At 40.6% G+C, this 25,635-nt stretch carries 29 protein-coding genes; 10 read left to right on the plus strand and 19 right to left on the minus strand.

Translation table 11 applies throughout. From position 1 onward, the window contains the following. Window positions 1–51 precede the first annotated feature (51 nt). The 5 genes from ACO6S2_RS18215 to ACO6S2_RS18235 form a co-directional block, all read right to left on the minus strand. Window positions 52–2,232, minus strand: coding sequence for a CHAT domain-containing protein (locus tag ACO6S2_RS18215; RefSeq protein ID WP_422359989.1), 2,181 nt, complete (start codon window positions 2,230–2,232; stop codon window positions 52–54). Between the two features lie 231 nt (window positions 2,233–2,463). Beyond that, window positions 2,464–2,913: an SRPBCC domain-containing protein gene (locus ACO6S2_RS18220; protein WP_422359990.1), complete on the minus strand. Its 450-nt coding sequence runs from the start codon at window positions 2,911–2,913 to the stop codon at window positions 2,464–2,466. Between the two features lie 17 nt (window positions 2,914–2,930). Beyond that, window positions 2,931–3,272: a YciI family protein gene (locus tag ACO6S2_RS18225; RefSeq protein ID WP_422359991.1), complete on the minus strand. Its 342-nt coding sequence runs from the start codon at window positions 3,270–3,272 to the stop codon at window positions 2,931–2,933. A 76-nt stretch (window positions 3,273–3,348) separates the two neighbouring features. Then, entirely contained in the window at window positions 3,349–4,164 is an 816-nt protein-coding gene (locus ACO6S2_RS18230; RefSeq protein WP_422359992.1) for an RNA polymerase sigma factor, read from the minus strand. 43 nt (window positions 4,165–4,207) lie between these two features. Then, complete coding sequence (locus tag ACO6S2_RS18235) at window positions 4,208–4,789, minus strand: class I SAM-dependent methyltransferase (RefSeq protein WP_422359993.1); 582 nt, start codon at window positions 4,787–4,789, stop codon at window positions 4,208–4,210. Between the two features lie 221 nt (window positions 4,790–5,010). Between ACO6S2_RS18235 and ACO6S2_RS18240 the strand changes: the two genes are divergently transcribed. Further along, window positions 5,011–5,385, plus strand: a complete 375-nt coding sequence (locus ACO6S2_RS18240; protein ID WP_422359994.1) for a hypothetical protein — start codon at window positions 5,011–5,013, stop codon at window positions 5,383–5,385. 298 nt (window positions 5,386–5,683) lie between these two features. Here ACO6S2_RS18240 and ACO6S2_RS18245 read toward each other — a convergent pair whose 3' ends face one another. From ACO6S2_RS18245 to ACO6S2_RS18275, 7 genes are all read right to left on the minus strand, one after another. Further along, a complete protein-coding gene (locus tag ACO6S2_RS18245) occupies window positions 5,684–5,983 on the minus strand; it encodes a hypothetical protein (protein WP_422359995.1) in 300 nt (99 codons plus the stop codon). Between the two features lie 410 nt (window positions 5,984–6,393). Beyond that, complete coding sequence (locus ACO6S2_RS18250; RefSeq protein WP_422359996.1) at window positions 6,394–6,987, minus strand: hypothetical protein; 594 nt, start codon at window positions 6,985–6,987, stop codon at window positions 6,394–6,396. Window positions 6,988–7,146: 159 nt separating this feature from the next. Then, on the minus strand, window positions 7,147–7,476 hold the full coding sequence (locus ACO6S2_RS18255) for a CU044_2847 family protein (protein WP_422359997.1): 330 nt from the start codon (window positions 7,474–7,476) through the stop codon (window positions 7,147–7,149). A 7-nt stretch (window positions 7,477–7,483) separates the two neighbouring features. Further along, entirely contained in the window at window positions 7,484–8,473 is a 990-nt protein-coding gene (locus ACO6S2_RS18260) for a hypothetical protein (RefSeq protein WP_422359998.1), read from the minus strand. Between the two features lie 334 nt (window positions 8,474–8,807). Beyond that, window positions 8,808–9,455: a hypothetical protein gene (locus ACO6S2_RS18265; protein ID WP_422359999.1), complete on the minus strand. Its 648-nt coding sequence runs from the start codon at window positions 9,453–9,455 to the stop codon at window positions 8,808–8,810. Window positions 9,456–9,464: 9 nt separating this feature from the next. Further along, window positions 9,465–10,109, minus strand: coding sequence for a hypothetical protein (locus tag ACO6S2_RS18270; RefSeq protein ID WP_422360000.1), 645 nt, complete (start codon window positions 10,107–10,109; stop codon window positions 9,465–9,467). Window positions 10,110–10,201: 92 nt separating this feature from the next. Further along, window positions 10,202–11,326: a helix-turn-helix domain-containing protein gene (locus ACO6S2_RS18275; RefSeq protein WP_422360001.1), complete on the minus strand. Its 1,125-nt coding sequence runs from the start codon at window positions 11,324–11,326 to the stop codon at window positions 10,202–10,204. A 164-nt stretch (window positions 11,327–11,490) separates the two neighbouring features. Between ACO6S2_RS18275 and ACO6S2_RS18280 the strand changes: the two genes are divergently transcribed. The 4 genes from ACO6S2_RS18280 to ACO6S2_RS18295 are packed head-to-tail and all read left to right on the plus strand — an operon-like array spanning window position 11,491 to window position 14,724. After that, complete coding sequence (locus ACO6S2_RS18280) at window positions 11,491–11,883, plus strand: MarR family winged helix-turn-helix transcriptional regulator (RefSeq protein WP_422360002.1); 393 nt, start codon at window positions 11,491–11,493, stop codon at window positions 11,881–11,883. 1 nt (window position 11,884) lies between these two features. Beyond that, window positions 11,885–12,829 (plus strand): ornithine cyclodeaminase family protein, encoded by a 945-nt coding sequence (locus ACO6S2_RS18285; RefSeq protein WP_422360003.1) that lies wholly within the window; start codon window positions 11,885–11,887, stop codon window positions 12,827–12,829. 18 nt (window positions 12,830–12,847) lie between these two features. Beyond that, a complete protein-coding gene (locus ACO6S2_RS18290; protein WP_422360004.1) occupies window positions 12,848–13,396 on the plus strand; it encodes a hypothetical protein in 549 nt (182 codons plus the stop codon). A gap of 11 nt (window positions 13,397–13,407) precedes the next feature. After that, window positions 13,408–14,724 (plus strand): amidohydrolase family protein, encoded by a 1,317-nt coding sequence (locus tag ACO6S2_RS18295; protein ID WP_422360005.1) that lies wholly within the window; start codon window positions 13,408–13,410, stop codon window positions 14,722–14,724. Window positions 14,725–14,741: 17 nt separating this feature from the next. Here ACO6S2_RS18295 and ACO6S2_RS18300 read toward each other — a convergent pair whose 3' ends face one another. After that, on the minus strand, window positions 14,742–15,791 hold the full coding sequence (locus tag ACO6S2_RS18300) for an AI-2E family transporter (RefSeq protein WP_422360006.1): 1,050 nt from the start codon (window positions 15,789–15,791) through the stop codon (window positions 14,742–14,744). A 194-nt stretch (window positions 15,792–15,985) separates the two neighbouring features. Between ACO6S2_RS18300 and ACO6S2_RS18305 the strand changes: the two genes are divergently transcribed. Continuing rightward, window positions 15,986–16,444, plus strand: coding sequence for a (2Fe-2S)-binding protein (locus ACO6S2_RS18305; RefSeq protein ID WP_422360007.1), 459 nt, complete (start codon window positions 15,986–15,988; stop codon window positions 16,442–16,444). A 41-nt stretch (window positions 16,445–16,485) separates the two neighbouring features. After that, on the plus strand, window positions 16,486–18,672 hold the full coding sequence (locus ACO6S2_RS18310) for a molybdopterin cofactor-binding domain-containing protein (RefSeq protein WP_422360008.1): 2,187 nt from the start codon (window positions 16,486–16,488) through the stop codon (window positions 18,670–18,672). A gap of 70 nt (window positions 18,673–18,742) precedes the next feature. On the opposite strand, the gene ACO6S2_RS18315 is transcribed toward ACO6S2_RS18310, so the two are convergent. Further along, a complete protein-coding gene (locus ACO6S2_RS18315; RefSeq protein ID WP_422360009.1) occupies window positions 18,743–19,645 on the minus strand; it encodes a DUF3078 domain-containing protein in 903 nt (300 codons plus the stop codon). Between the two features lie 140 nt (window positions 19,646–19,785). Between ACO6S2_RS18315 and ACO6S2_RS18320 the strand changes: the two genes are divergently transcribed. From ACO6S2_RS18320 to ACO6S2_RS18330, 3 genes are read left to right on the plus strand one after another with little or no spacing between them, the layout of a single operon-like run. After that, window positions 19,786–20,322, plus strand: coding sequence for an RNA polymerase sigma factor (locus ACO6S2_RS18320; RefSeq protein ID WP_422360010.1), 537 nt, complete (start codon window positions 19,786–19,788; stop codon window positions 20,320–20,322). Continuing rightward, window positions 20,319–21,113, plus strand: a complete 795-nt coding sequence (locus ACO6S2_RS18325; RefSeq protein WP_422360011.1) for an anti-sigma factor — start codon at window positions 20,319–20,321, stop codon at window positions 21,111–21,113. Before ACO6S2_RS18320 ends, ACO6S2_RS18325 begins: the two co-directional genes overlap by 4 nt. Window positions 21,114–21,156: 43 nt before the next feature. After that, on the plus strand, window positions 21,157–22,245 hold the full coding sequence (locus ACO6S2_RS18330; RefSeq protein ID WP_422360012.1) for a hypothetical protein: 1,089 nt from the start codon (window positions 21,157–21,159) through the stop codon (window positions 22,243–22,245). A 7-nt stretch (window positions 22,246–22,252) separates the two neighbouring features. Here the strand turns inward: ACO6S2_RS18330 and ACO6S2_RS18335 are convergent, their stop codons facing one another. The 5 genes from ACO6S2_RS18335 to ACO6S2_RS18355 form a co-directional block, all read right to left on the minus strand. Then, window positions 22,253–23,353, minus strand: coding sequence for a hypothetical protein (locus ACO6S2_RS18335; protein WP_422360013.1), 1,101 nt, complete (start codon window positions 23,351–23,353; stop codon window positions 22,253–22,255). Window positions 23,354–23,453: 100 nt separating this feature from the next. After that, on the minus strand, window positions 23,454–23,795 hold the full coding sequence (locus ACO6S2_RS18340; RefSeq protein WP_422360014.1) for a hypothetical protein: 342 nt from the start codon (window positions 23,793–23,795) through the stop codon (window positions 23,454–23,456). Window positions 23,796–23,857: 62 nt separating this feature from the next. Continuing rightward, complete coding sequence (locus tag ACO6S2_RS18345) at window positions 23,858–24,235, minus strand: DoxX family membrane protein (RefSeq protein ID WP_422360015.1); 378 nt, start codon at window positions 24,233–24,235, stop codon at window positions 23,858–23,860. Window positions 24,236–24,265: 30 nt separating this feature from the next. Further along, on the minus strand, window positions 24,266–25,162 hold the full coding sequence (locus ACO6S2_RS18350) for a haloalkane dehalogenase (protein ID WP_422360016.1): 897 nt from the start codon (window positions 25,160–25,162) through the stop codon (window positions 24,266–24,268). 70 nt (window positions 25,163–25,232) lie between these two features. Further along, the gene (locus tag ACO6S2_RS18355; protein ID WP_422360017.1) at window positions 25,233–25,622 is read right to left on the minus strand and encodes a hypothetical protein; all 390 of its coding nucleotides are present in this window, start codon (window positions 25,620–25,622) and stop codon (window positions 25,233–25,235) included. Window positions 25,623–25,635 lie beyond the last annotated feature (13 nt).

A 25,635-nucleotide genomic window follows, 5' to 3' on the forward strand; every position in this document is an offset into this window, starting at 1 on the left:
TTCTTCGTTGTAGATATCTTATAAACGCATGCAAAAATTACCGTGATTGCTTTATCGCTGATAATCAAAAGCACCCCAATAATAGGGTGATGGATACTTCTTTTTGATGTCTCTTACGGCAGATTTTAATGCACTTTCATAGTCTTTATTCTTCTGTATGTATGCATAAAGAGTTTTCATAAAATAGGATGTGGCTTCATCATTTACCTTCCAATAGCTCAAAATAAGTCCATCAGCACCCACACCCTTCAGTGCACTTTTGAGACCCGCAATTCCTTCGCCTATAGAGAGCTCGCCTAGACTAGATTCACAAGCTGACAACACAATGAGGGAGGCTTTTGTCTTTGGTAATTGTCTGATTTCATGTGCATAAAGTATCCCGTCGTTTTGTGCATCGCGTGACAACACCAGGCCTGAATAACGATTCTTTTCAAACCCAGAACCTGCTGTTAAAAAAAAACCGTGTGTGGCAATGTGTAAGATATCTGCCTGATTGACCGAGGCCTTTACGCGAGTTTCAGTGGCTAACGTGTCAATAAAAAGCTGTACGTCTACTGCATCGTTGGCCAAAAGATTCGAAACGTGCCTGACTTCAGCTTCTGTTCCAGGCAATTGGGAAAACTCAGCAGTTACCATCGATTCTACTCCCCTGTCGATGTCAATGGTCTTGAGTTGATTAAATCTCGGATTGCCAAAAAATATGGCATTTTCATTTTTGTCTAGCTTTGAAACACCCTGATTCACAGCATAAACATGCAATCTTTGCTTGATGTCAAAAATGTCTGTCAAATAGTTGCCAGACTCTGGATCGATGAGTGTTCCGGGGTTGATCAAATGATAAATGCCGTCGGGAACAAAGTATATTTCTTTTATGCCTTCCGATTTAAGTTTTTCAATTGCTGACCCAAAAAACTGTTCTAGTAAGGATTCAGAAATTGGTAGTTTGTATTTAACCTGATTGCTCAAAAGTTTATAGGCCTTGTTTTCGATTGGGTCGGCTGACAAAACTTCTGTAGACAGCAGCTTATTGCTGAAAATGGTAATAGCATATTTGCTTTTACCCTGATCCGAAAAGCGAATGATATCGACAATGGCTTGCTTATTTTTTAGATTGATACTTTGTTTTTGAAGTAAATCTCTTCTTTCACTAAGCAACAAGTAGTTTTTCCAGGTAGAAGAATAGAACAGCAAGTCTTCATATTTTTCAATGTCAGATTCTAGCCTTGGGATGGATTCCTGAAAAAAGTAATCAAAAAATAAGGTGTCCAACGCATAGGCCGAACGCTGCTCTTCGTAATTGAGCGATGGAAATATGTCCCGATAATACTCCAGTTTGTTATTGGCGACTTTTTTAAAATATTCGCTGGTTTTAGATTCATTTTTGTCCTTATGGTAGAGAATCCGCTTGAGGTAGGCATCAGTCAGAGGCTGACTTCCTAACGGATAGGCATCGGTCAAGATCGCTTCAATGGAATCCAATTTGACCTGAAGTTGATCTGAAGTCCAATCAAATTCCATGTCTAAATAAATTCGCCCCTGGTTAAAAGTCAGCAAATTATCGTATGCCTCAATTTGAGGTAATTTATTCTTCAATTTTGCCGAAGCAATGGACTGATAGGCTCTTCTGTTCCATTTTCCGGTAAGATAGAAGTGTTCCACATTGCCAAACCACTCTTCATAATCATACTCATCTTCATCGTACAATCTGGAATTTTCATACGCATCGAATCTGGCCGGATGCCCAATGGCGTCAAGATAGGCCAAATGGATGTAGTAGCCCGTAGCCATATTATTGAGCGCAGGGATCAGGTGAGCATGCTGGGGATATCTTCGCAAACTTCTTTGCATCATACCTATAGGTTCGGCCATATACAGGCGGGTAATGCGATCTACATCAGCAAACTGATTGAACTTGACCGCATAGTTCAGAAACGAATAGTAGTAATTGGCATTTCGCATATAGTGCGGTCTATATGGAAAAAGTTGTCTACATCTTTTTATCGCCGCATAAGCGCTGTCCTTTTGATTTAAAATGGTAAATACATCTGCCTTGAACAACAATAGTTGTTCGTTTTGGTCGATATCTTCGTGATGGTTGATCAACTCAAGAGCCTTGGTGTAGTCACTTTGGTTGATAGCATCCTGAATTGACTCTGAATCAACTTTTATTTGAGAAATGCCAGGAATGGAGAAGCAGGCTAACAAAAAAAACAGGACGCAACGAATTTTCATTTATTCTAATTACCTCTTGGTGAATAAAAAGATTGACCTCCAAGATGATCAATAACATCCACATTCCAAATAAGGACTTTGCGAAGACGAGCAAGTAAATTTCATTCGAACAACCTGATACAATCAATAAGCGATACTTCTCGGGCTACAGAATATAACCTTAAAGTCAAAAAAGAAGCGGTTTGGAATAAGTCCCAAACCGCTTCAGTTTATCGGTTGTTAGGAAAAATATTATTCCACCAAATTAGGTACACCCTTTCCTGTTTCTACATACTGTTTTAGGCTTGTGACTATAAAATGAGTCCATCCTGCATCACATATTTCGTAGCAGTTCAACTTTGGTGTAAGGCCTTGGTGTTCAAAATCCAATTCAATAGTCCCCTCTTCTAAGTCTTTAAATTTGAACACTATTTCACTATCTAACCATTCTTCTTCAATGTCTTTGAGATTAGAAAAATGGTGGTCACCATAGATACATTTCCACCGCACTTCATTGAATTGATCCAACACAGTCGCTTCGAATCGCCACTCCGTTTCTTCTTCAAAAAAGATAGAAAATTGGTCACCGATTTTAGTAATGGTAGCATCGCTATTTCCCCACCAGTTCCTTATGCCATTCGTTACTGCATTATAAGCTTGCTCCTTTGTCCCTCGTACTTCTATTGTTTTATTAAAATTCATCTTACCTAATCTTAGTTCTACATCATTTCCAATATCTCTCTGATCTCCAACTGCCAACTGGCATCTTCGAAACGAGGGTCTTTTTTCAAAGTCGCAATCAGCGTTTCGGGATCGTTGGCTTGAAGTGTATAAAAACCAGCAATGCTTGCTTGATCTACAGTCTCTACGTCTACTGAGGTTTTGTTTCCAGAAAGCAGCGCACCGGATGGTTGTAAGGGTTGTGCATCCAGCAAAAGACCCTTCTCTTTTAACTCGCCCAGGTAAGCGCCTACTTTTTGTATGTGCTTTTGTTGGGTTTCTTCAGGAAGACTAAAGATTGATTCACCCTGAGGGTAAATGAATACCATAAATTTTTTCATTTTTTACGTTTTTAAGTTTGTACTATTTATTCTTTAGACTTCAGTACAATCAAAAACGGTTGTGAAAAATGAAATTTTATAAATCTTTACACGCCGTATCTACTTTGGGATACGTCTTTCCGTTGGCATGATCGGTTTGATTCAGCAAGAAATCGTGGAGTTGAAAATTACTACTTTGCAAAGGGTCAATGCCTTTGATCAAAGCAGTTCTCATGTTGTATAGCTTGGTGGCGTTTGCTTTTTCTTTTGCTTTTACCAGATCCAGTGCTGCTATTTTTCTTTGGGTTTCCGCTTTAGAGTTTCCTGTATTGCTCAGTTCAGAACATTTCCAGCAAGCGCCAGTTTTATGTATCAAGGTGCAGTCTTCATCAAACACCTGTTTCATGGTTTTTCGCGAAGTGAAGAGCATGTGTTTGACGCTGCCCAGCGACTTGTTAAGTACCTCTGCAATTTCATTCACCTTAAAATCATAGATATCGGCCATCATGATGGCGATGTGTCGCTCAAGTGGCAGGTATTTCATCACACAGGTAAAGCAATAATCAATGTGATTCTTGATTTCAAAGTCATCCTTGAAATACACATCCATGACCTCTTGCTGCAATTCCGGAGCATTTTTGATGGATTGGCTGCAGTTGTCTTGCGCATTTCGGGTCCATCTTTTTTGAGCTTTGAAATGGTCCTTGATCAAATTGCTTGCAATCGCAAACAACCACGTTTTGAAAGAAGATTTTTCCTGAAAGGAGTGAATGTTTTTATAGGCTTTGATGAAAATTTCCTGACTCAAGTCTTCCACATCTGCTGTGTTGGTCACTAGCCGATAGATGAATGATTTCAGCTTAGGATGGTTTTCCTTAAACAAACGATCAAACTCGGCGTCAGTAATTTTCATTGATTTATTTTAGTTGTGCTTTGCGGTTTGGCTCTGCTGTGATTTATGAAATGTTGCTTTTCTTCTTCCCAATGAGCAACAAAGAGTCTGCTTCTTCAAATTCAGCATAACGCTCAAGAACTAGTATTTCAAAGTATTCTTCAAAATATTCCTTCAACGCTTTCTCAGAATGATAGTTTACAAATAAACCCTTAAAGACTTCCGACCCTTCTCCTCTCCAAAAAGAATGACAAATGATACCCTCAGGGTTTAAAATGTCATACTGTCTTTCGATGGAATGGGTTAACTCATCGTCTTTCAAATGATGCAATACTTTGTTGGCGTATATGCCATCAAACTGTTCCTCAATACTGAGTGTAATGGCGTCTAACTCAATAAATCTACCCGATGGGTTATTTGATTTGAGATGGCTGAGAAACTCTTGTGAATTGTCAGAACCAACAACGGTATAATCTTTACTCAGAATGTTCCAATCTGTGCCGGGCCCTGTGCCAAGTTCAAGTAGGGTGGATTGGGCAGGTAAAAACTTTTTGAGTTTTTCAATCAGGTCTGCCCCACTTACATCCTTCGCCAGCCTGATGTATTCTTCTACTGATTCTTTGGTTTTATAATAGTTCTCTGCCATCCTATTTTCTATTCATTACGGTGGGTTGTGCCTTCACAATTCAATTTATACCGAAAGATAACCTACTTTGACACTTGAAACGGAATCAATGCATACGGGTTCTTTAATAAGTATTTGAAGGCAATTGAAATACTCACGCATTTTAAATGCTGAACAAGGTTTCGGTCGTATTTGGAATATCTATTGTTAACTTTTACTCTAATATCAAACTATTTACTGACATGAAAAAGATTGTAATTACTCTGATCGTTATAATACTAGGTTTTGAAGGGTTCTCTCAGAATGAGGAAGATAAATTTCAGGTTTATCAATTATTCCCAACTCAAAATATGTATACATTTCTAAAACTTGACACAAAGAATGGATATGTGTCACAAGTCCAATTCAGCATGGAACTAGAAGGTAGATTTGAATCTCAAGTAAATTTTCTTCCACTTGTAACAGGGGAAGACGCGACACCTGGTAGGTTTACTCTATACCCAACACAAAACATATATACATTCATCTTACTAGATCAAATCAATGGACAAACCTATCAAGTTCAATGGTCCCAAGACCATGAAAATAGATTTGTGATCCCAATTGAAAAACTGTAGAAATTCCCTCTCCTCCATTCTTTTTAATCTAAAAATATCAGCATGATTTTATAAGGTTCAAAGGGTTAATGGGAACTACAAAACACTCTGCTTTTTATTTTTAGTCACAAGTTACGCTCCGCAAAACTTGCGCCAGCGGGGGTCAAGAGCTGTCAATTCAGCTGTGCGTAATACAGCAACAGACTCTCCAAGGCTCCAACAAAAAGGCTGATCAGAATTTCCTTTAATGACAGTTTTTTAAAATGAAATGAATTCGCATGAGAAATCCAGAAAGCGGCAAGGGCACTACATATAAACATCAGTGTTGGTAGGTACCTAAACTATTGGGAACAATGCCTATCCAATCTAATGCTGTTATTTCTAACATCGTATACCCGAAGATCGCCAACGCGAAATTCGATTTCGGGTTCTCCTTCATGATGTACACACCACCATAAAAGAGCATCACACTAATGAAATATGGAGCAAACTGCATGTAATATTTGAAGCTTAACCAGGCTTGCAGCTGAAAGCTAAATTCAGTTCTGGTAATAAAAATACCGAGCGTGATCAGTGCTACTGCCAAGAGCACCATTCCAATGATTTTTCTTACTTGCATTTTAGAAATTTTAATCGAGTAATATACAAAATTTCAATGCGGTTAAATGGTAATTGAGTGTGGTCGAACTTTATTGCGATCAGAGTAGCTAAATCTCTGATTTGGGTCGGGATGCGCAGCCTATTCCTTTTTTGATTCTATAAAAGCACGCGTTACTCACTTCTCGGGCTCACTTGTAGTGAGTTCGCAAGCTACTTCTCTCCTATAGTCCACTAACTAGCCGAGACTGAAAGTGTACTAACCTGGAATACCTTCAGTAGCATCATCGCCGAGACTACAAGCCTCTATCAACTTTCATCTTTCAATAGATATATCACTCACAGCAATGTGAGAGCCAGAAGGAGTTAGAAGGCAGAAAACTCTAATCTATTATCAAACTTCCAAGGCGTGTGTGACTTAGTAGTAGTATACTATCTCAGCAAGATAAGTGAAGTTAAACAGGACACTATCAAAGCCAGTATCATTAGAGCGCAGCCAGAATTTGATTTTGCTTTTGAAGAATTGAAGTCAGGCCTAATTGATCCGCAATGTTCAAAATCCTTTTCGTTAATACTTGGTTCTGAAAACTCTATTTCTTTTAAATCGAGTTCCGAAAATTCTTCACCCATCGCAAAACCAAGTTTCAAAGTTTTCCCCTCTCCTTCTATAATGCCATAAACATTATCTCCTTCTTCATCTTTATCTGAAACATAAAGTAGTATTCGTTTTTCATTGTATTGCTTTGGTAATTTGTCATTACTCGATAAAGTCCAATAACCCATAGTTTTTGCTGAGTAATTAGAGGCTTCTTGATAATTCAAATAGTTCACAAAGTACTTAAACCTTTCAAAATCCGGATGTTCCGTGAAATTTATGATATACTGATTTTCTGATTTTAGTGACTTATATACTCCGATTTCTTTTGTAAACCCTGTTTCCGAATACATATTTGCCAATTCCAGTAATGCAGATTTAAGTTGATCTTCATTTGGCCCAGCCACTATAATATAACTATTTAGATTCATTGATTATTTTTTGATGCAGCACAACGTCCAACTATCAGCTGTAAGCTGGATTTTTTTAAATATCTATAAAAGTATCCTATCATACCAGCCTTTGCAAATAGCTCAGTTAGCTTATGGAGGATAGTGTTTGTTGACTTTAGGGTGGTTTTGGCCTAAAGCTTAACTACCCTCTTTCCTCTTGAACTTCACTTCAATTGTAGCTTTAGCTCCAGCTGATACTAGACCAATATTTCCATCTGCAGATATAGCTAAGCCTAATTTTATTTCATCAATAGGAAACTCTTTCGATGTATCTTGAAATTTATCAATTGCAGAATTGATGGTTGAAACGGCATCTCTAATTTGATCCACAACCATATCCGAACTTACTTCTATACTTTGGCCGATCTTCTTTGCAGCATTTTTAATTAGACTTTGTTCTTCACCACCTCCTCGAATTGGTTCAATATTCGGTGAGGTTTGTATGCTAATAATTTTTATTTTGCTCATAATCTATTCAGTCAAAAATTTCAATTTCAAAAGCGTTTGTTATTTGTCTCATAGACTGTATTATTCCCTCATCAGGAGAAGTTCCTGTTCGTCCCATATAAATACCTACAGCTTCTTTTTGGCTATTATTGGTTCTTGTTACAAAAGAACCACTGTCTCCTGCCACTCCAGTGGTATCAATAAAAACACGATGACCAAACAAGGAGCTATAAGATGATGGGTGCTCAAATATTCTTAAGACATTCGCACTAAAACTGGACGAAGATGTCCTAACATTAACGGAATCACCAGGAGCAAGCCCAGCAACAACCGGTATTGTAGAAATTCCAGATGGCAGTGTGCCACAATCCAAAATTGCTGCGTCAATAGTTGAGCTATACTTATCAATTTCGGCAACCTGCACATTGTTTCCTCCAGCTAACGAAACAATTGTTCCAGGGGAATAAGAAGGTTTAAATGCATGTCTAACTGTTAGAATTCCTGAAGACCAAGTAGGGTGGTAATAAAATGATTTCCCAGGCTTTGGTTTGACATAACAAGAGGATACAGCCATTGAAGGTCCAGTGATATTCGGAGGTACTTCATATGATATATCTCTTGGTTCTATTATGAAAGGAAAAATGCCATTTCCACCAAATTCGCCATAAGGCCAATCTGGATCAATAAGCCTAGCATCAACTCCGATGATTACCCCAAAAGCGTAATCATTATATTCTTCAAAATCAAGATTTCGATTTCCTCTTCTAACATCACTTCGTTTATAATAATTTGGAATAAAGCCTGCAGAAAGGTCTAAGATTCTAAATCTTTCAAGAAATGAAGTTGATAAGTAGTTTCGTTCTTCGAAGTAATCAAGGAATTCTGAAATGAGCTTTGTTGCTTGAAGATACGCCTTACGGGAGTTCCCAGTCAGCTCGGTTCTGTCAGCAATTCTTAGCGCCCAATCAGCGGCATTAATTTGTTCTGGAATTAAGTCCCAAGCCTTTTCTGGTATCATAATTAAAACAATATTTTACATTATCTACAAGTTTGTTGCACCCACTTCGTAATCTTACAGTGAACAACTCAATATCAGGACAAAAGTTCCTGATATATCTATTGTACTTTTTTTCTTAAACGTATATTATTCGACTAACTCTCTCAGAAATGCTGCGGTTAGACCGATAGATAGGCTTGAGTCCTATCATTCGGCGGTATGAGTCTGGCTGCTGAACTCCTAACAAGAATACCGAAAATAACAGTCAATAGCAAGGTGATATTGGTCAGGAAAGACTTAGAAAGCAGAAAATCCGAACCCTTTCGAATACCGCTTGGGTCATGATCAATTTCTACTAGAATTGATAAGTCAAGGCTAGGTTCACATCTAGCGCGTCGTTTACCTCTTGGCTAGTTACCAAATTTCCAAAATCCACATACACTCCGCCGATGATCAGGCTGACATTTAGCTTTTCTCTTATCTGTCGTTCTATACTCAGGCCATACCGTAGAAATCGCTGCCCATCTTCTTGATGATGGGTAAATCCAGTGTCTTCGGTAAAGGAGATATTAAAGGAGCGATTGGTGAGTTTGCCATAGGTGTACACTAATGTGTTTTTCTTAGCTCCTAACACCACACCAGCTGACAGTCCATAGCCACTTTGAAAGTTGTTCTCATAACTTACCTCCCACTCATAGCGAGGATCATTAGTCGTCAGGCCTCCATCGGTAAAACCAAATTGCAGCTCAAAACCGATCATCATTCGATCGTCAAAGATTTGCTTTCTAAAGCCTGGGTAAAATTCTAGTACAAACCCATTTTTCTGTGCCAACAGATCCAGGTCGTCGATATATGCGCCTCCAAAAATATTTTGAGAGCCTATACTTACCCCAAAGTATAGGCCATCAAAATATTTGCTGCTGTTCTCTCCTTGTGCGCTTGTATTTCCTATGTAGGACAAAAGGACGAAGGAGGTTAATATTGCTTTTTTCAGGATCAACATTTAGATCAATCAAAAAGTCAGCGAATACCCTACGCTTACATTGACGATGAATGGTGTATTAGCTAAACCAATGTTCATCGCTTCGTGCGTTTCTGTCTGGTTCGTGTTTCTGTTTTCGTACTCAAACGCATCTCCATCCAGACTCGTACTCACATTGGGCCAGTAGCGCAAACTTGGTGCGATCATAATGCCTCTGAGTAGATTGTCCTTGTTTTTGAATGGCAGCCATGTGACATAGGCACCCAGCCCCAATGTGAAGGTATTGTAAGCGCCTACTTGATTGGCTTTGCTTTGAGCGTCTCCATCGTAGTAAATTTCGAATCTGTGCCACTTCGGCTCTACCCGTAGATTGAACCATTCGGTAAATCGATAGCCTACCCCAAATCCGGTAGTATAAGGCAAGTGCACCGCCAATCCCTGATCGGCTACATCTCCTGTGAGGATATCATTAGAAAAGTCTAATGATACGCCATGTGAATAGTCGAAGGCCAGTCTTTTGTAAAATACGTTGCCTTCTATATTGAAGCCTCCTATCATCAGTTGGTTGACTCCAAAGAGCAGATTGACACGGTTTGTCAGTTCTGGTTGAGTGGACTGACCATACGCCATAGTACCTAGTAACATAGCGATGTATAAAGTTGTGATTGTTCTCATTTGTTTTGTGTTTTTTTAGCAAATGAGTCCATTCCAAGTGTCTCAAACGCCTCATACGTTAAGTTGAGACTTCTTTATCCAGAAAAAATGCGCTAGGCCTGCGCCAACTTGAATTCTCTTGGGGTTTGGTCAGTGTGCTGCTTGAATATCCTATTCATTGAAGCTTTCGAATTGAAGCCACTTTCGAACCCTAAGGCTAGTATGGTAAACCTATTTTTCTCTGGATTCGTGAGTAAAGTCTTGAGGTGTTCTACTCGGTACTGATTCACGAGATCATAAAAAGGCTTACCCGTTTTTGAATTGATGGTTTGAGAGATGTTGTGCACAGTCAAGTCAAGTTCTTCTGCCAGGTGCTGAATCTTTAATTCGGGGTTGTGAAAGATCTGCTCCGACTTGAAAAGCTTTTTAACTTGGTCATAAATACCATTCATTTCCTTTTCCGACAAGGAGGAAGATTGATACTTTTCGGCTGGCGCCGGCACTTCTGCTTTAGTGGTTAATTGTTCCGATTGGAAATTGGCTCTTGAATATTGTTTGATTCCATGATATATGAAATAAAATAACCACAAAGTAAAGGCGATGTTGACGGCCATAAATGGGATTTCGATGGACTCGATATAACCAAAATTGTAAGGCAGAAAGACACAAAGGGAGACCAGGTTTACCGTAAGGTAAGACCATGTAAAATACTTGAGCCATTCGTACCTGATCTTCTCAATATTCGAATAATAATCACGGATTTTAAGTTGGTACACCTTGAGTTTTCCTAAGAACCAAATCAATACGCCAATGGAATAGAGCATATGTCCTTTATAGAAAATATGGTAGATCAATGGGGGTGCTTCATATAATTCCTGAATCTCTGCCGTGGTGTAATCATTGAAAATCAATAGATCGGATATGATAAAGGCCGTATACACGACATCATAACTTCCCAGCCACCACCAGACTGGTTGTATCTTGTAGTCGTCGCTGATGAGCAAAAGGGCATAAAGAATAAACGGAAATAGGATGTAGAAGGAAAACAAACTCTGAAAAGCAAAGCTCCAGACATTCATAGCTATCTGTATCCAAATCTCAGATAGGAAATAGCAGGCAAAGGCCACGATGATAACCATTAACAGCTGGTCGCCGGTCTTCCTTCCACGCTTATTCAAAAGAAAAAGCATGAATATGGCCAGTAAGGTCAACCCTATAATATTGATGAATAGCAGCATAGATTCTTCAATCCTTGGTTCTGTAAGATAGGAAATGCTAGTTGTTCATAACACCGCTTAGAAATGAAAGTACAGCGCCAAGGGTAGAAAACAATTAGGCTCCTTTAATAAATTCACACGTTATCAAAAAAGAACAATACCATTCATCCTCCAGATTGATCAGTGTGGCTTCACGTCTTTTGGCCGCCCGATTAGAATCTTCACTCAAACGGCCAAGCCTAAACATTACCGTGGAGCAATGGCGTATTTTATTTTATCTATGGAATGAAGACGGCATCAATCAACAAGAACTAGCCAAACGGGCTAACAAAGAAAAGAGCACCATTACCCGACAAATCGAAGGTTTGATCAAAAAAGAGTTGGTTGTCAAACAAAAGCGCGGCTCAGACAAAAGGGACAAACTCATTTTCCTCACAGAAAATGGAAAAAAAATGGAAACCGAAGCACTGAGCGTGGCATGGGATATTACCCATGACGCCGAAAAAGGCATAGATAAAGACGAGTTGCAAATTTTCAAGAAAGTACTGCAGCAAATCATTGAAAATGTAAAACCCTAGCATGACTGACTTTTATTCCTCACATCAAATTGCCAAACTGCTCTCCATGAAGGAGTGCATCGCCACCATGAAGGAATTGTTTTCAATGGACCCAAAAGAGCTAATCAACCCACTGCGGTCTAAAATGGTACTGCCTAAAAAACCCGTAGGCATATTAGGCATGATGCCAGCCTATATCAGGCCCTACCAACTCATGGGCATCAAAGTTTTGAGTGTATTTCCTGAAAACTACAAGAAAGGTCTAAGTTCACATCAAGGCATCTTGCATCTATTCGAAACCAAAACCGGTAAGCTTCTGGCTAGTTTCGATGCAGATCAGATCACGGCGATCAGGACGGCCGCTGTCAGTGCGCTGATGACTGATCTATTGGCTACAGAAAATGCCACAAACTTGTGCTTGCTAGGCAGCGGAAAGCAAGCTGAGATGCACTTAGAAGCTGTTATTGAGGTAAGGGCGATTCAAAATGTAACCATTTGGAGTCAAGACGAATCCCACGCAGTATCCTTCTGTGACAAAGTCAGAGCGAAATACAAGAACATCCATTTTACGGTATGTCAGACCGTTGAGGCAGCGACTGCAGATGCAGATATTATCTGCACCGTGACCGCTGCACGGCAACCTATTTTGCAAACTCAAAATTTGAAAGATAGTGTGCATATCAATGCCGTTGGTGCTTGTACCCCTGAGGCAAGAGAACTGGCTTCGGAAGTTGTGTTAGAAGCTGAGGTATTTGTAGATAACTATCTCGCTGCCACACAAGAAGCAGGTGACTTGATTATTCCTGCTACAGAAAAGGAGCTTGCCGTAGAGGCACTCATCCAAGCAGATATTCATGAGTTATTAAACGATCAGCCTTCAAAATACTCGTCCAAACGGACGATTTTCAAATCAGTGGGTGTAGCCATCGAAGACTTGGCAGCAGCTTATCACTGCTATAAAAAATAGAACTAAATAAATAGAACGATGATAGAAGCTTATTTAGATTTTGTAAAAAACTACCCCCTACTTTCCAGTGCAATGCAGATAGGAGTACTTGGCACTATGGGTGAACTCCTCGCTGTTCGGATTAGAATGAAAAGGTGGTATTTCTTTGGCCCCCGGCCTATGAAACTTCTTTTGAAAGCCGTCATTTGGGCCTTTTTAGGAATCACCTTCAAATACGCATTCACAGGATTTTTTGCTTACATGGACGCCATTATTCTCAAAGGCTGGTGGTTCAATCTTGAAAAAGGCTCTTTCCTATACGCACTTTCAGTTTCATTTTTTGCCAATATTATCTACGGTCCTGTCTTTGTCACTTTTCACAGATTTACGGACAACAAAATAGAAGGCAAAGAGATGGATTGGGAAAGCCTACAAAAAGCCTGGTGGTCTCTGGTGTGGTTTTGGATCCCAGCGATGACTACCGTGTTCATCCTTCCACCTCACTTACGCATAGGTCTTTTGTCGCTTTGGAATATTGTCCTCGGTGCCATGCTCGGCTACTTCGCAGTAAAATCTCAGAAAAATTAAATTCATTCCTCATGAAAACTTTACTTCTTTATTTAATTCTGATTTTTTCTCTTCGCTTTTCAGCTATTGGTCAAGCCGACTCTACGGTCAACTATGTTTTTTTAAAAAATGCGACCATTATTGATGTTGTTTCGGATACCGGAAAAAAGGGAAGTCTCCTGATCAAAGAGGATAGAATAGCCGCTATAGACTTCACCAATTCCCTAGCTATCCCAAAAGGAGCCGTCACCTATGATCTCGAAGGAAAGTATATCATTCCCGGTTTAATAGACGCTCATGTACATATCACACATGGTACCTTAAAAGAAGCTCAAGCACACTTATACACCGCCCTGAAAAAAGGAATTACGGGAGTTAGAGATATGGGAGGTGATGGCAGAATGCTCACCCTTTTACAGAAAAACATGAAGATTGGAGAGGACACCGGTCCGGATGTATTCTTTTCCACCATCATTGCTGGCCCAGAGTTTTTTGAACAGGACCCAAGGCCACAGCAAGTGGCCAAAGGAGCCATAGCAGGAGAAGTATCGTGGCTAAGAGCCATTACTCATGAATCTGATCTCAGGCAAATAGTGGCGGAAGCCAAAGGCCTGGGTGCTACGGCTATAAAAGTATATCTAAACGTGGACAAAGACTTGTTCAAAAAGGTATCCGATGAAGCAAAAAAACAAGGACTAAAAGTTTGGTCGCATGCCGTGGTACCACCTACCAAAGCCATCAACATTACCAACGGTGGTTCCGATGTGATGTCTCACGCTGGCCATATGGTCCAGTATGAATTTGCTAATGGAGATTTGAGAGGGAGACATTCATTCGACAGTAAAGACAAGGCCAATGCCTATCGAAAAAAAATGAATGATAAAAAGTGGAATGAGAACACCAAGGAGGTGAAGCAATTATTTACAGCTATGAAAAACAACAATAGTATATTAGATGCTACCTTGTTTATTTACACTTTTAGATTAGACCCTAAAGCTAACGCCGAAGTTGATTCCACCATGTATCACTTGGGGATGAAAACAGTAAAAACAGCCTACAAGTACCAAGTGAAAATTGGGGCTGGATCAGACCATATGATTTCTGAGGATGGCACCATCAATATTCATAAAGAACTAGAACTATTAACTACAGCGGGGCTATCCAACATTGACGCACTTAGAGCGGCTACTATTGTGAATGCAGAAGGCTTAGGAGAAGAAAAGAACATGGGCACCATAGAAAAAGGTAAACTCGCCAACTTGGTGATTCTGAATAGTGATCCTTTAGCATACATCAGTAATACCAAAGACATCAAATACGTATTCAAAAGAGGTGAAAAGGTTGAGTGAGTAGGCCTCTTACTCTTTTAGTTTTGTTCATCTAATAAGGCTTTAGCTTCCTGCTCTGTACCGAGAAAAACAGCAATGGATCTAGTCGTTGGATTATTATTCAAAATGATCTTAATGATCATAGTCAGAGGAACAGACAAAAACATACCGATAGTTCCAAGCACAAATCCCCAAAAAATCAAAGCGAAAAATATGACGAAAGTTGAAAGGCCCAAGCCTTTTCCCATCACTTTAGGTTCTACTACATTTCCCACCACTACATTGACCACCAAAAAAACAATCATAGTCCATACAGCTCCCCCTACACCGAGTTGAACCAAGGAAAATAACAAGGCAGGCAAAGCGGCTAGTATCGAGCCAATATTTGGAATGTAATTCAGTAAAAAGGCCATCAATGCCCACAGGATGGCGTAGTCAACGCCTACAACCAAAAGGGCCACCCATATCAGTAGTCCGGTAAGTAAGCTGGTCAAGGTTTTGATACTTAAATAGTGACGAATACTTCCAACCATTTTTTCTATATAACCTTGCGTACTTTCTTTATCTAGTACAACCGCTGAAATTTTGATAACCACCCCATCTGCTTCCAGCAGAAGAAATAGGACAAGAAAAAAGATCGTAAATGCATTGCCCATGAACCCTCCCAGTCGCCCTAAAAAGGTCGCTGTAAGTCCCATTATTTTTCCTGGGTCTAACTGCTGAGCGAGCACGCCAGAGCTTAGACTAAATCCTCTAGCATTCAGCATATCAAACAGAGAGTTTCTTATTTGCCGTAAGTTGTTAGCATATAAAGGAGCGTCATTGGAAAACGAAGACAATGATTTACCTATCAAGCCTCCAAAAAACAAGAATAAGGTTGTGATAAAGAGCAACACAAGGGCTATGGCTGCTCCTTTTGGAACTTTTTTTGACTGCAGCCAACGGATGTGCTGAATACAGATGATGCCAATAAACAAGGCCAGCAGTAATTGTGTGATTAATGTTTGGGCGTACATCACCCCAGCAATAATGATGATAAAAGAGGCAGTAGTCAAAGCTGGGTTGGTATAGTTTTTATTTGCAGTCATAGGCTGAAGATAGTTTAATTCTGGATTGAAAAAAAAGAACTTATGCGTTGAAATATCTTTTCATCAGACTCAAACTGCTATTCATCAAGAGCAAAGAGTAACAATTGATGCTCATCGTATATTACAGGATAACAACGCTAGACATAACATCAAAGTGATTGGATTGCATCTTCAATTCATGTAATTTTAAAACTATGGCTCAATTCACTTTAAACATTAACAGCAATACCCACCAAGTAGATGTAGCACCGGACACACCGCTGCTCTGGGTATTGAGGGATCATATTGATTTGGTTGGAACCAAATTCGGCTGTGGCATCGGACAATGCGGCGCTTGCACAGTCCATCTGGACGGTGTGGCTACCAGGTCTTGTTTGCTACCCATTTCTAGCATTGCTGACAAATCCATTACGACCATTGAAGGACTCTCTGAAAATGGGGATCACCCTGTGCAAAAGGCCTGGATCGAACATGATGTAGCGCAATGTGGTTATTGTCAGTCGGGACAGATCATGAATGCAGCTTCGCTTTTGGATCGGACACCGAATCCTACAGATGAGGATATCGCTCAAGCCATGAATGGCAACATCTGTAGATGCGGTACCTACACACGGATCAAAGCGGCCATTCAAACGGCTGCTAAAGAGGTTTAACTCTTTCATATTCTGATTTCCATATTCAAACCTTCATTACGATGACCCTGATCAAAACAAAATATAACAGACGATCTTTTCTTAAAGTATCCTCCGCAGCCAGTGGTGGTCTAGTACTTGGATTCAGTTGGTTGGCTTCGTGCACACCTAGCTCTAGTCAACTCAAGGACATGCCTGAAGAGTGGTTCAACATTAATGCGTTTCTCAAAATAGGCGATAATGGCATTGTTACTATCATGTCTCCTAATCCAGAAATAGGGCAAAATGTAAAAACATCCATGCCTATGATAGTGGCAGAAGAACTGGATGTAGATTGGAAAGATGTTGTAGTAGAACAAGCTGGCTTTGACAATCAAAAATATACGAGACAATTGGCGGGAGGCAGTCAGTCGATCCGACAAGGCTGGCAAAGCCTGAGAATGGCTGGAGCCACGGCCAGGCGAATGCTCCTGGAAGCAGCGAGCAAAAAATGGAATGTCCCTGTAACAGATCTAAAAGCTGAAAACGGAACCATAAGTGACAGCTCGGGGCAAACCATTAGTTATGGTGAAATTGCTTCTTCTGCTGCTAATCTTACGGTACCTGCAGAGGTTGAACTCAAAAACCCCGAAAGTTTTAAAATCATAGGTCAGCCTACAAAGAATGTAGATGGCCCAAAACTGGTTAAAGGAGAACCTCTCTTTGGGTTGGATTACAAAAAAGAAGGCATGCTGATCGCTATGATGATCCACCCTCCTGCCTTCGGCATGAAACTGAAATCTATTGATGATAGCGAAGCGCGATCAATGCCTGGGATAAAAGACATCTTTGCTATAAACTCACTCCCCGAAGGCGTGGAGAAACAATGGTCTGATGTAAATGCCTTTCCGGAACTGGCCGTTGTGGTGGGTAATACAACCTGGGAGGTTTTAGCTGCAAAAAAGACACTAAAGGTAGCATGGGAAAAACTATCCGAAGGCGAAAACACTGCCGACCATGTCCAGCAACTCACAGATTTGGTGAATCAAGTTGAAAAAGGAGAAGACAAAAGAATTGACGGCAACCCAGATGAGGCTTTCAAAAAGGCTGATCAAGTCATAAGTCAGAACTATGGCGCGCCATTCCTTGCGCATAATACCATGGAGCCCATGAACTTCTTCGCTCATGTCACCAATGACCGAGCAGAACTGGTCGGCCCCATTCAAACACCCGAATATCTGCACAAAACTGTAGCCGGTGTATTGGGTATGTCTGAGGACAAAGTTTCTATCATGATGACCCGAATGGGTGGTGGCTTTGGCAGAAGGCTTTATGGAAATTTCGCTGTAGAAGCAGCAGTTATTTCACAAAAAGTGAACGCTCCGGTCAAACTCATTTATACCAGAGAAGATGATATGACTCAGGGCACCTACCGCCCTGCCTATCAAGTAAAATATGAAGCAGCATTGGATGAAAACAACAAGCTCACAGGATTTAAAGTACGAGGTGCCGGCGTAGAAGGAAGCCCGGTATTTGATAATCGTTTTCCAGCGGGTGCAGTGGGAAATTATCTGGCCGAGGATCAGATTCTCAATTCAGATATATCCGTAGGAGCCTGGCGTGCACCCATGTCAAATTTCATTGCATTTGCAGAACAATCATTTTTGGATGAAGTAGCTGAAAAGGCTGGTAAGGATCCTATTGATTTCAGATTAGAATTATTCGATCGCGCAATAGCTGATCCTGTAGGAGAAAACAATGACTATGATGCCAAGCGCTATGCTGGCGTACTAAAACTGGTGAGAGAAAAATCAAAATGGGACACAAAGCTTCCGGGTGTTTCTCGAGGGGTATCTGCCTATTATTGTCACAACTCTTACGTCGCTCAGGTAGTTGACATCAAGATGGAAAACAATCTTCCTAAGATACAAAAGGTATGGTGCGCGATAGATTGTGGAATAGTTGTGAACCCAGAGGGGGCTCGCAATCAGGTAGAAGGTGGAATCATCGATGGCATCGGTCATGCGATGTATAGTGCGATGACTTTCACGGATAGTAAACCAGATCAGAGCAACTTCAATAAGTATAGACTTATGCGTCACCAAGAAGCCCCTCAGGAGATAGAAATATTCTTCGTGCAAAATGGCATTGATCCAACAGGGCTCGGTGAACCTTCATTGCCGCCGATTGCCGCTGCATTAGCCAATGCGATATATGCTGCAACTGGAAAGCGGGTAAGACAACAGCCTTTTATTGAAAATTTCGGATAGTGTTTTTTGGATTCCGAGGTTGTCACTAAAACGACGAGTCCTTTCAACACATGGGTAATTTATTCCTCACTTAAAAAGTAAAGAATAAACCTACATTGACGGCATAACTGTATTGAACTGCGGGCCCAATGGTACCGTCGTCTCTGGCAATGTCGACATCTTTATCATATATCAACGTACCTGATATACTCGAAGTCAGAAACTCGTTGGCACGAATCCGAATGGACGAACGCACGTTGACATCTATTTCTGTAGGCGACTCATATCCTGAAAACAAATTGGCTGACAAGCGGTACCAAACCCCTTCGGTTAGTTCGTATCGAAAAACACCATTTAAACTTGATCCGCTCTCAAACCTCAGGTGTCGGCCAGGCTCAACACCAAAGGCACCAATATTTGCTAAGGAGTCGACTCTCACAAAGGTAAACTTTCCTGTAAAGGGTGAAATGGTTAGGGTATACATGCCTCTTTTTTTGAAGGTCACACCAAGGTTTAAATTCAAATATCCTGGAGACAAAAAACTAGATACCAGCTCCTTACGATTCAAATCAATAGAATCATTATAGGAAAACCCTTTAGCCAGCTGCGTTCTAAACTCTGCCAAAAAAGATAAGGTTGTCCTTTTCGACAACCTTCGTCCTAACAATGACCTCAACTCAAATCGGTCGTCTGTTTTCCTAAATTCTTTGGTCTCTTCTGTTCTCGTCAACCCAAAGATCAAGTCTACCTCATTATCCCAAATCATGTTTCGTCCAAAGAAATCATGCGAATAGTCTATTTCTGTGTTTAGGGCCAAAGCACTTTCACCTCCTCCATTCCAGTTCTTCAACCCTACATTGGAAAAGTTGAAATCAACATCTCCATTTTGTGTCCATCCAAACAAAGAGTCTGCATCATAAAATCTAATAGAGTCTTGATTTTGAGCCAATGAAAAATGACGAATAGAAAGAAAAAGTAATATTAAAGTTCGCATTTACTAAATTTTGTTTTCCATAGAAGGACAGATATGATGCCTAAATCGAAAGCAGGTAGTACAGACTCCATGAAGCCACTTGCAGTATGGATTTTTTTTGTATCTTTCTTTTCAAATAGATTATCGCTAAAATCCAGCACTTGCAAATCCAAGAATCGGAATTGGTTCGTCTGCTTATCGCAAAAGACGAAAAAGGATTTGAGTACTTGTACACCAATTACTCAGCGGCTCTGTATGGTGTCGTTTCAAGGATTGTGATTGATCAAGACATTGCAGACGAAGTACTGCAGGATGCCTTTCTCAAGATTTATCAAAAGATCAATTCCTTTGATTCGACCAAAGGAAAACTGTTTACCTGGATGCTAAATCTTTCACGAAATCTGGCCATCGATAAGCTTCGCTCCAAGGAAATGAGTCAGCGCCGTAAATCCGATCAGGTCGGTGACGCCGTATATAAATTGGATCGCGAAAGCACACCTTCTCAGGAAGATCGCATAGGCGTAAGAGAGTTATTGGATCAGTTGGATGAAAAACAGAAACAGGTGATGGACTTGGTATATTTTGGTGGGTTTACGCAGGCAGAAGCAGCTGAAGAGCTGGGTCTACCGTTGGGCACCGTAAAAACCAGAGTACGTTCCGCTTTAATTTACTTTAGAAAAACATTAGACGTCAGATGAATATCGAGGAATACATATCGTCCGGTATTTTAGAGCTCTACGCACTGGGTGAGCTTTCTGGGTCTGAAAAGGCTGAGGTCGAACAAATGTGCGAGGCACATGAAGAAGTTCGATCAGAGCTGGCCATGATAGAGTCCACTATGGGAGTACTTGCCCAGCGGTTGGCCACGCCCCCCAGTCCAGCATTGAAAGATCAGATCAAGTCTCAATTGAATTTGAAAACATCTGAGGCTAAGGAAATCCAGATGCCTGCTAAGCAAGCAGAAAAGCCATTTAGTCTGGCGATTGCAGCTTCTATTACTATAGCCATTTTGACTTCAGGACTTGCCTTCTACTTCTACGGTCAATGGCAATCAGCAGAAAATCAATTAGCCGTTATGATTGCTCAAAATCAAGAAGTGGCTGACAACTATCAATTTGTTAATCAAAAATTAAAAAACCTGGAAACTGACGTCGAAATTTTGGGCAATCCGAATTTTGCACGTGTGGCCATGGATGGCACCGAGAATGCTCCGGAGTCCTTAGCCACCGTATTTTGGAACAGCAATACCCAAGACGTTTACCTAAAAATACAAAACCTCAAAAACCTGACCCAAGACCAGCAGTATCAGCTCTGGGCCATAGTAGACGGGGTACCCGTTGATATGGGCGTATTTGATAATGGATCTGAGTTGTTAAAAATGAAATCCGTGGCCTCAGCCGCTGCCTTCGCCGTAACTATTGAGCCACGTGGTGGTAGCAAAGACCCAAGTCTGGAAACCATGCAAGTGGTAGGAACCACAGAGGTATAATGCTATAAACGATATGATTTGAACCTTACAATTCTCTCTAGTCATGATTAGGCCAATTCTAGCTCTTACCCTATTCTTTACCCTATCATTTAGTTCCCAAGCACAACATGATTTTGATGAGCTATATGAGTCTAATGCAGTATTCAAAGATCACATAGAGTCTCACATGGCTAATTACCAATTGTTTGGGCAGGAGTCTATATTAGAAATAAAAATTAAATCTGACTTTAAAAAGCTCAACAATAAGAAGGATACTTCAAAATATCAGAAAGCTGTTATTGAGTATGCTTACAATGATACGGTGACCATCCACCGAAAAATAGGCGTTAGAGCTCGAGGTAACTTCAGGCGAGCCAATTGCTCTTACCCTCCGCTCAAACTAAACTTCCCTAAGAAAAAGGCTAAACTAGACCTTCTCAAGTCCTTTGATAAAATGAAAATGGTAGGTAATTGCAAATCTGGCAACACCTATGAGCAATATCTTCTCTCTGAATATTACGTCTACAAAATGCTCAACATTATGACCGACTCGAGCTTTCGTGTTCGTCTCATTCGAGTGAATTATTATGACACTGGTAAAAAAAGAGGAAAGATTGAGTCTCAACGGTACGCCTTCTTGATTGAGCCCACCAAAGCCATGGCAGATCGACTGAAAAGGCACATCGATGAGGAAACAAAATTCCACTATGGTCAGTTTCCTGCTGAAAACAGACACATGGTGACCATTTTCAATTATATGATTGGCAACACTGACTTTTCTATTTTGGCCAGACACAATATGAAGACCATCATGCCTAACGTAAAATCTGACTATATCCTGCCCCTGGCTATCCCCTACGATTTTGATTATTGTGGCATGGTCGACCCTCCTTATGCGATACCGGCAGATATTCTACCCATCGATGACATTACTCAGCGGCTATTTAGAGGACCCTGTGAACCATTTGAAATCTATCAGCCTACTCTAACCAAATTTCGAACTAAGAAAAATCAGTTGTACGATTTAATTAGTAATGCCACATTACTTGATAAAAAAACCAAGGTACGTATGACTAGTTATCTGGATTCATTTTTTGAAACCCTAGATAACGAAAGTCGCCTGAAGAAGGAGCTTGCAGTCAATTGCAAGTAACCCTTCCCTATTTGAGCTTAATCCCATCCATATCCTGAATTCGACCAGTCACGAGCCAACCTCCAAAACTTTCGGATACGGCGAGGAGTAAAGTATTCTTTCCTTTTTTCAAATTCAGATAAACACCATCGAACAAGCCGATAGTTCCCAAATATCTGTAGTCTCTTGATCTCCAAAAGTTAGTGCCTTTATAGATCGGTTCACCATTGAGGATGGTTACCACACGATCGCTATAACCAAACTCAAACAATTTGATCTGATCTCTGTCCGATTGGATGGTGACCTTGGCGAATACCGTTTCTCCAGGCTCCCCATTATATAGATTTTGAACTCTGGAAATATTGGCAGCAGTGCCTTCTTCTACTTCTACAGACCTTCCCCATTTCCTCCCTTCTATCACTTCAGACAACTTGGATAGATCTTCCAGTGATTTTTCTTCAAACATATCTGAGATTTCCCATTGAGGAATCAAGCCTTCTATGGGTTTTCTTGGTATCGGATTGAAATCTTTGATTTCAGTGGCATTCGGATCTACTTTGACATTGGCAATATGGAGTCCCGTTACTCGACCTCCTCTAAGGATAATGCTTCCTGGCTTCACCGGCATAGTCAACTCCCAAGAAAGGTTAGGCTCCTCTGCATAGTCCAGGTATACCTGAGCTTGTTTACCATTGACCACCACCTTTACATGGGTCCAGCCCTCATAATTAAAAGTGTGAGCAAAAGAATATCGCTCTCCAAACATCAATTGCCACGGAGTCAAGTTATTGACCAGTGGAGCGGCTTGAGTTGCATCTTCCAGGCCAGAAAGATGGAGTCTCATAAAGAACTGCTCACCATTGACCCCATCACTTCGAAAATAGACTCCTGGATAACACCTTTCCTCTTTCAAGAAGATATCATATTCAATCGTACCATTCAAAAATTGAGTATCCTTGAGTATCATGGCACCAATGAGGTAGGCAGATTTTTTTCCCTTAAACTCTTCAATGACATATCCACGACCTTGGAATTCCCAGTTATTGGTATCAATAGGTATAATTTCCTGAGAGAATAATTGAGTGAAAACTAATGCAGTGACGAGTAGTGACAGGACTAACTTTTTCATGACTTTTTATTTTGGTTGCCACAAATTACAACCTATGATAAAAAGTCAGCTAGTCAAGTCTGTTCAAGTTGATACAATCCTATTCAATGCGATATTTTGCTCATTCAGCTGTATTTCCTTTGCGCAATTGAATGGCAAAGGCAGCCAAGGACATCAAAGCCGCCACAAGCCAGGCGTATTGAATGTACTGCTTACCAGCTAGCGTATAATCCCAAGAAATGGAACCAGCTACTACCACATTCATGAGTAGTATCAAAAGGTTAATAATGTGGCGTCTATGACTTTTTCTAGTCCCAATAAGTATCGCGATATTGCATGCACCTGCAACGATCTGAATGGCTCCAAAAATTACTTTGCCCTCTCCTAATAATCCTGCTCCTCCGAGGAAGAACAAAATCCCATTAACAACAAATACGATAGTAGAAAGTTTGTGCTTATTCATAGACTTTAAGTGTTAATAACTATAGCTGATACCGAGTATCGGTAATTTAGTCATTAACCCATCTATTTCCTTTCTAATAGCCCCTTATAATGCGACCAATTTTGATAGGCCAAAAACAGATTAGCCAGCATCACAAACAAGGCTATAGCCAGCCCTTCTGGCGCCAAAAAAGTATGCACACCTAGTATATTGACTGAAATGGGAAAAATAACCACCGTAGCCAAAGGCACGAACCGACCGGTAAGAAAAGCCAAGCCGCAGATCAATTCAAGTGTTTTTACTAATGGCATCAGATACCCAGCTGCTATGAGCCCCTCGTTAAAAATTTTCATGTCACCGGTCAATTCCGGCTCAGGCACAAGTTCAAGAAAGTACGTACCCGAGGCAAACACGAACAAAAGGCCTAGAAGCACGCGAATGATAATAGTTGCGATTTTCATATGATTATAGTTAGTTATGTTTTTTTAGCACTAAGCATTACTCTTATAAAACTGAACAACCAAATCAGATAGTTCCTCTCCTTTTTCTTCCTGAATAAAATGGCCGGCATGTAAGGTTTGGTGCTTTTGATCCTGGGCTCCAGGGACCAACTTTTGAAAAACTTGATCTGCTCCTTTCATAATGCGATCTTCATCGCCAAAAATGGTAAGGAATGGCTTTTTCCATTGCATCAGCAATTCCCAGGCTTTTTGATTATTAAGTGCTTCTGGATCATTTTCGTCTACCGGAACCAAAGTTGGGAACATTCTTGCTCCAGCTTTATATTCTTCCGAAGGAAAGGGCGCATTGTAAGCCGAAATTACCTCTTCAAACAGCGGCTGTACAGTACCCATATCCAGTACTTTTCCAATATCAAATTCAGGCGAATGTTGTGAAAATTCCCGCCACTGCATAAAACTATCTGGCATGGGAATGTTTCCCGTAGGCAATGCGGTATTTGAAGCCACTACCCGAGCAAAGCGATCTCCCATTTCTGTAATCAAACGTAATCCAGTTAAACCACCCCAGTCCTGGCAAAAAAGTGTAATATCCCTCAGATCTAGCTTCTCTATAAATGAAGTCAACCAATCGAGATGCTTTTGATAACTGTAAGCCTCCTTGTCCACATATTTGTCAGACTTCCCAAAACCAATCAGATCTGGAGCAATGCATCGAAAGTTATGTTTAACCAGCCCTGGAATCATTTTGCGATAGAGATAAGACCAGCTGGGTTCTCCATGCAATAGCAAGATTAGCGGGCCATCTTCTGGTCCTTCGTCCAAATAGTGCATTCGAAGGCTCTCCTCCACCTCTAGGTAATGCGCCTCAAATGGATAACCAATAAGATTTGCAAATCGGTCTTCTGGTGTTCTTACTATTTTACTCATAAGAAAATTAACGGTTGTGGCTTTAGTAATTTACAACTTCCATACACCAAGAGCAAAACGATAAGATCAATTACCCAGGTGCATTTGCTCTCTTCCACTCATAGGCTACCAAAGCAAAAACGATAATTAGTTCGGCAACGAAATAGGATATACCCAAAGGGGTGAGCAGGTCGTAAAGATTGACCACCAAATAGATCGTATACAAGCAATAACAAAAATTGGCCAGGGCGATAACTTTTAGAAATGGTCGCCAGTTGTCTGGTGTTCGCCAAAAACAAAAAAATGAATATGCTGCAAAAAAACAGGCAGTAATGGCTAGTTTATATAGGACTGATGAAGGCATGCCAATCATTGGCTCTAATGCTGTGAGAAGTACCCCCAACATAGCAGCTGACACTACAGCGCCGCAAGCATCCAATAAAAAAACTTTCTTCGGGTTCAGGTCAAGGTTAAGGATCATGGTATAGACAATT

The sequence above is a fragment of the Reichenbachiella sp. genome, assembly GCF_965233835.1.
In the GTDB taxonomy this organism is placed as follows: domain Bacteria; phylum Bacteroidota; class Bacteroidia; order Cytophagales; family Cyclobacteriaceae; genus Reichenbachiella.

Bases quoted from the DNA above. Each gene is read 5' to 3' on its own strand.
- ACO6S2_RS18215 (WP_422359989.1), bottom strand. From the start codon at position 2,232: ATGAAAATTCGTTGCGTCCTGTTTTTTTTGTTAGCCTGCTTCTCCATT.
- ACO6S2_RS18220 (WP_422359990.1), bottom strand. From the start codon at position 2,913: ATGAATTTTAATAAAACAATAGAAGTACGAGGGACAAAGGAGCAAGCT.
- ACO6S2_RS18225 (WP_422359991.1), bottom strand. From the start codon at position 3,272: ATGAAAAAATTTATGGTATTCATTTACCCTCAGGGTGAATCAATCTTT.
- ACO6S2_RS18230 (WP_422359992.1), bottom strand. From the start codon at position 4,164: ATGAAAATTACTGACGCCGAGTTTGATCGTTTGTTTAAGGAAAACCAT.
- ACO6S2_RS18235 (WP_422359993.1), bottom strand. From the start codon at position 4,789: ATGGCAGAGAACTATTATAAAACCAAAGAATCAGTAGAAGAATACATC.
- ACO6S2_RS18240 (WP_422359994.1), top strand. From the start codon at position 5,011: ATGAAAAAGATTGTAATTACTCTGATCGTTATAATACTAGGTTTTGAA.
- ACO6S2_RS18245 (WP_422359995.1), bottom strand. From the start codon at position 5,983: ATGCAAGTAAGAAAAATCATTGGAATGGTGCTCTTGGCAGTAGCACTG.
- ACO6S2_RS18250 (WP_422359996.1), bottom strand. From the start codon at position 6,987: ATGAATCTAAATAGTTATATTATAGTGGCTGGGCCAAATGAAGATCAA.
- ACO6S2_RS18255 (WP_422359997.1), bottom strand. From the start codon at position 7,476: ATGAGCAAAATAAAAATTATTAGCATACAAACCTCACCGAATATTGAA.
- ACO6S2_RS18260 (WP_422359998.1), bottom strand. From the start codon at position 8,473: ATGATACCAGAAAAGGCTTGGGACTTAATTCCAGAACAAATTAATGCC.
- ACO6S2_RS18265 (WP_422359999.1), bottom strand. From the start codon at position 9,455: ATGTTGATCCTGAAAAAAGCAATATTAACCTCCTTCGTCCTTTTGTCC.
- ACO6S2_RS18270 (WP_422360000.1), bottom strand. From the start codon at position 10,109: ATGAGAACAATCACAACTTTATACATCGCTATGTTACTAGGTACTATG.
- ACO6S2_RS18275 (WP_422360001.1), bottom strand. From the start codon at position 11,326: ATGCTGCTATTCATCAATATTATAGGGTTGACCTTACTGGCCATATTC.
- ACO6S2_RS18285 (WP_422360003.1), top strand. From the start codon at position 11,885: ATGACTGACTTTTATTCCTCACATCAAATTGCCAAACTGCTCTCCATG.
- ACO6S2_RS18290 (WP_422360004.1), top strand. From the start codon at position 12,848: ATGATAGAAGCTTATTTAGATTTTGTAAAAAACTACCCCCTACTTTCC.
- ACO6S2_RS18295 (WP_422360005.1), top strand. From the start codon at position 13,408: ATGAAAACTTTACTTCTTTATTTAATTCTGATTTTTTCTCTTCGCTTT.
- ACO6S2_RS18300 (WP_422360006.1), bottom strand. From the start codon at position 15,791: ATGACTGCAAATAAAAACTATACCAACCCAGCTTTGACTACTGCCTCT.
- ACO6S2_RS18305 (WP_422360007.1), top strand. From the start codon at position 15,986: ATGGCTCAATTCACTTTAAACATTAACAGCAATACCCACCAAGTAGAT.
- ACO6S2_RS18310 (WP_422360008.1), top strand. From the start codon at position 16,486: ATGACCCTGATCAAAACAAAATATAACAGACGATCTTTTCTTAAAGTA.
- ACO6S2_RS18315 (WP_422360009.1), bottom strand. From the start codon at position 19,645: ATGCGAACTTTAATATTACTTTTTCTTTCTATTCGTCATTTTTCATTG.
- ACO6S2_RS18325 (WP_422360011.1), top strand. From the start codon at position 20,319: ATGAATATCGAGGAATACATATCGTCCGGTATTTTAGAGCTCTACGCA.
- ACO6S2_RS18330 (WP_422360012.1), top strand. From the start codon at position 21,157: ATGATTAGGCCAATTCTAGCTCTTACCCTATTCTTTACCCTATCATTT.
- ACO6S2_RS18335 (WP_422360013.1), bottom strand. From the start codon at position 23,353: ATGAAAAAGTTAGTCCTGTCACTACTCGTCACTGCATTAGTTTTCACT.
- ACO6S2_RS18340 (WP_422360014.1), bottom strand. From the start codon at position 23,795: ATGAATAAGCACAAACTTTCTACTATCGTATTTGTTGTTAATGGGATT.
- ACO6S2_RS18345 (WP_422360015.1), bottom strand. From the start codon at position 24,235: ATGAAAATCGCAACTATTATCATTCGCGTGCTTCTAGGCCTTTTGTTC.
- ACO6S2_RS18350 (WP_422360016.1), bottom strand. From the start codon at position 25,162: ATGAGTAAAATAGTAAGAACACCAGAAGACCGATTTGCAAATCTTATT.
- ACO6S2_RS18355 (WP_422360017.1), bottom strand. From the start codon at position 25,622: ATGATCCTTAACCTTGACCTGAACCCGAAGAAAGTTTTTTTATTGGAT.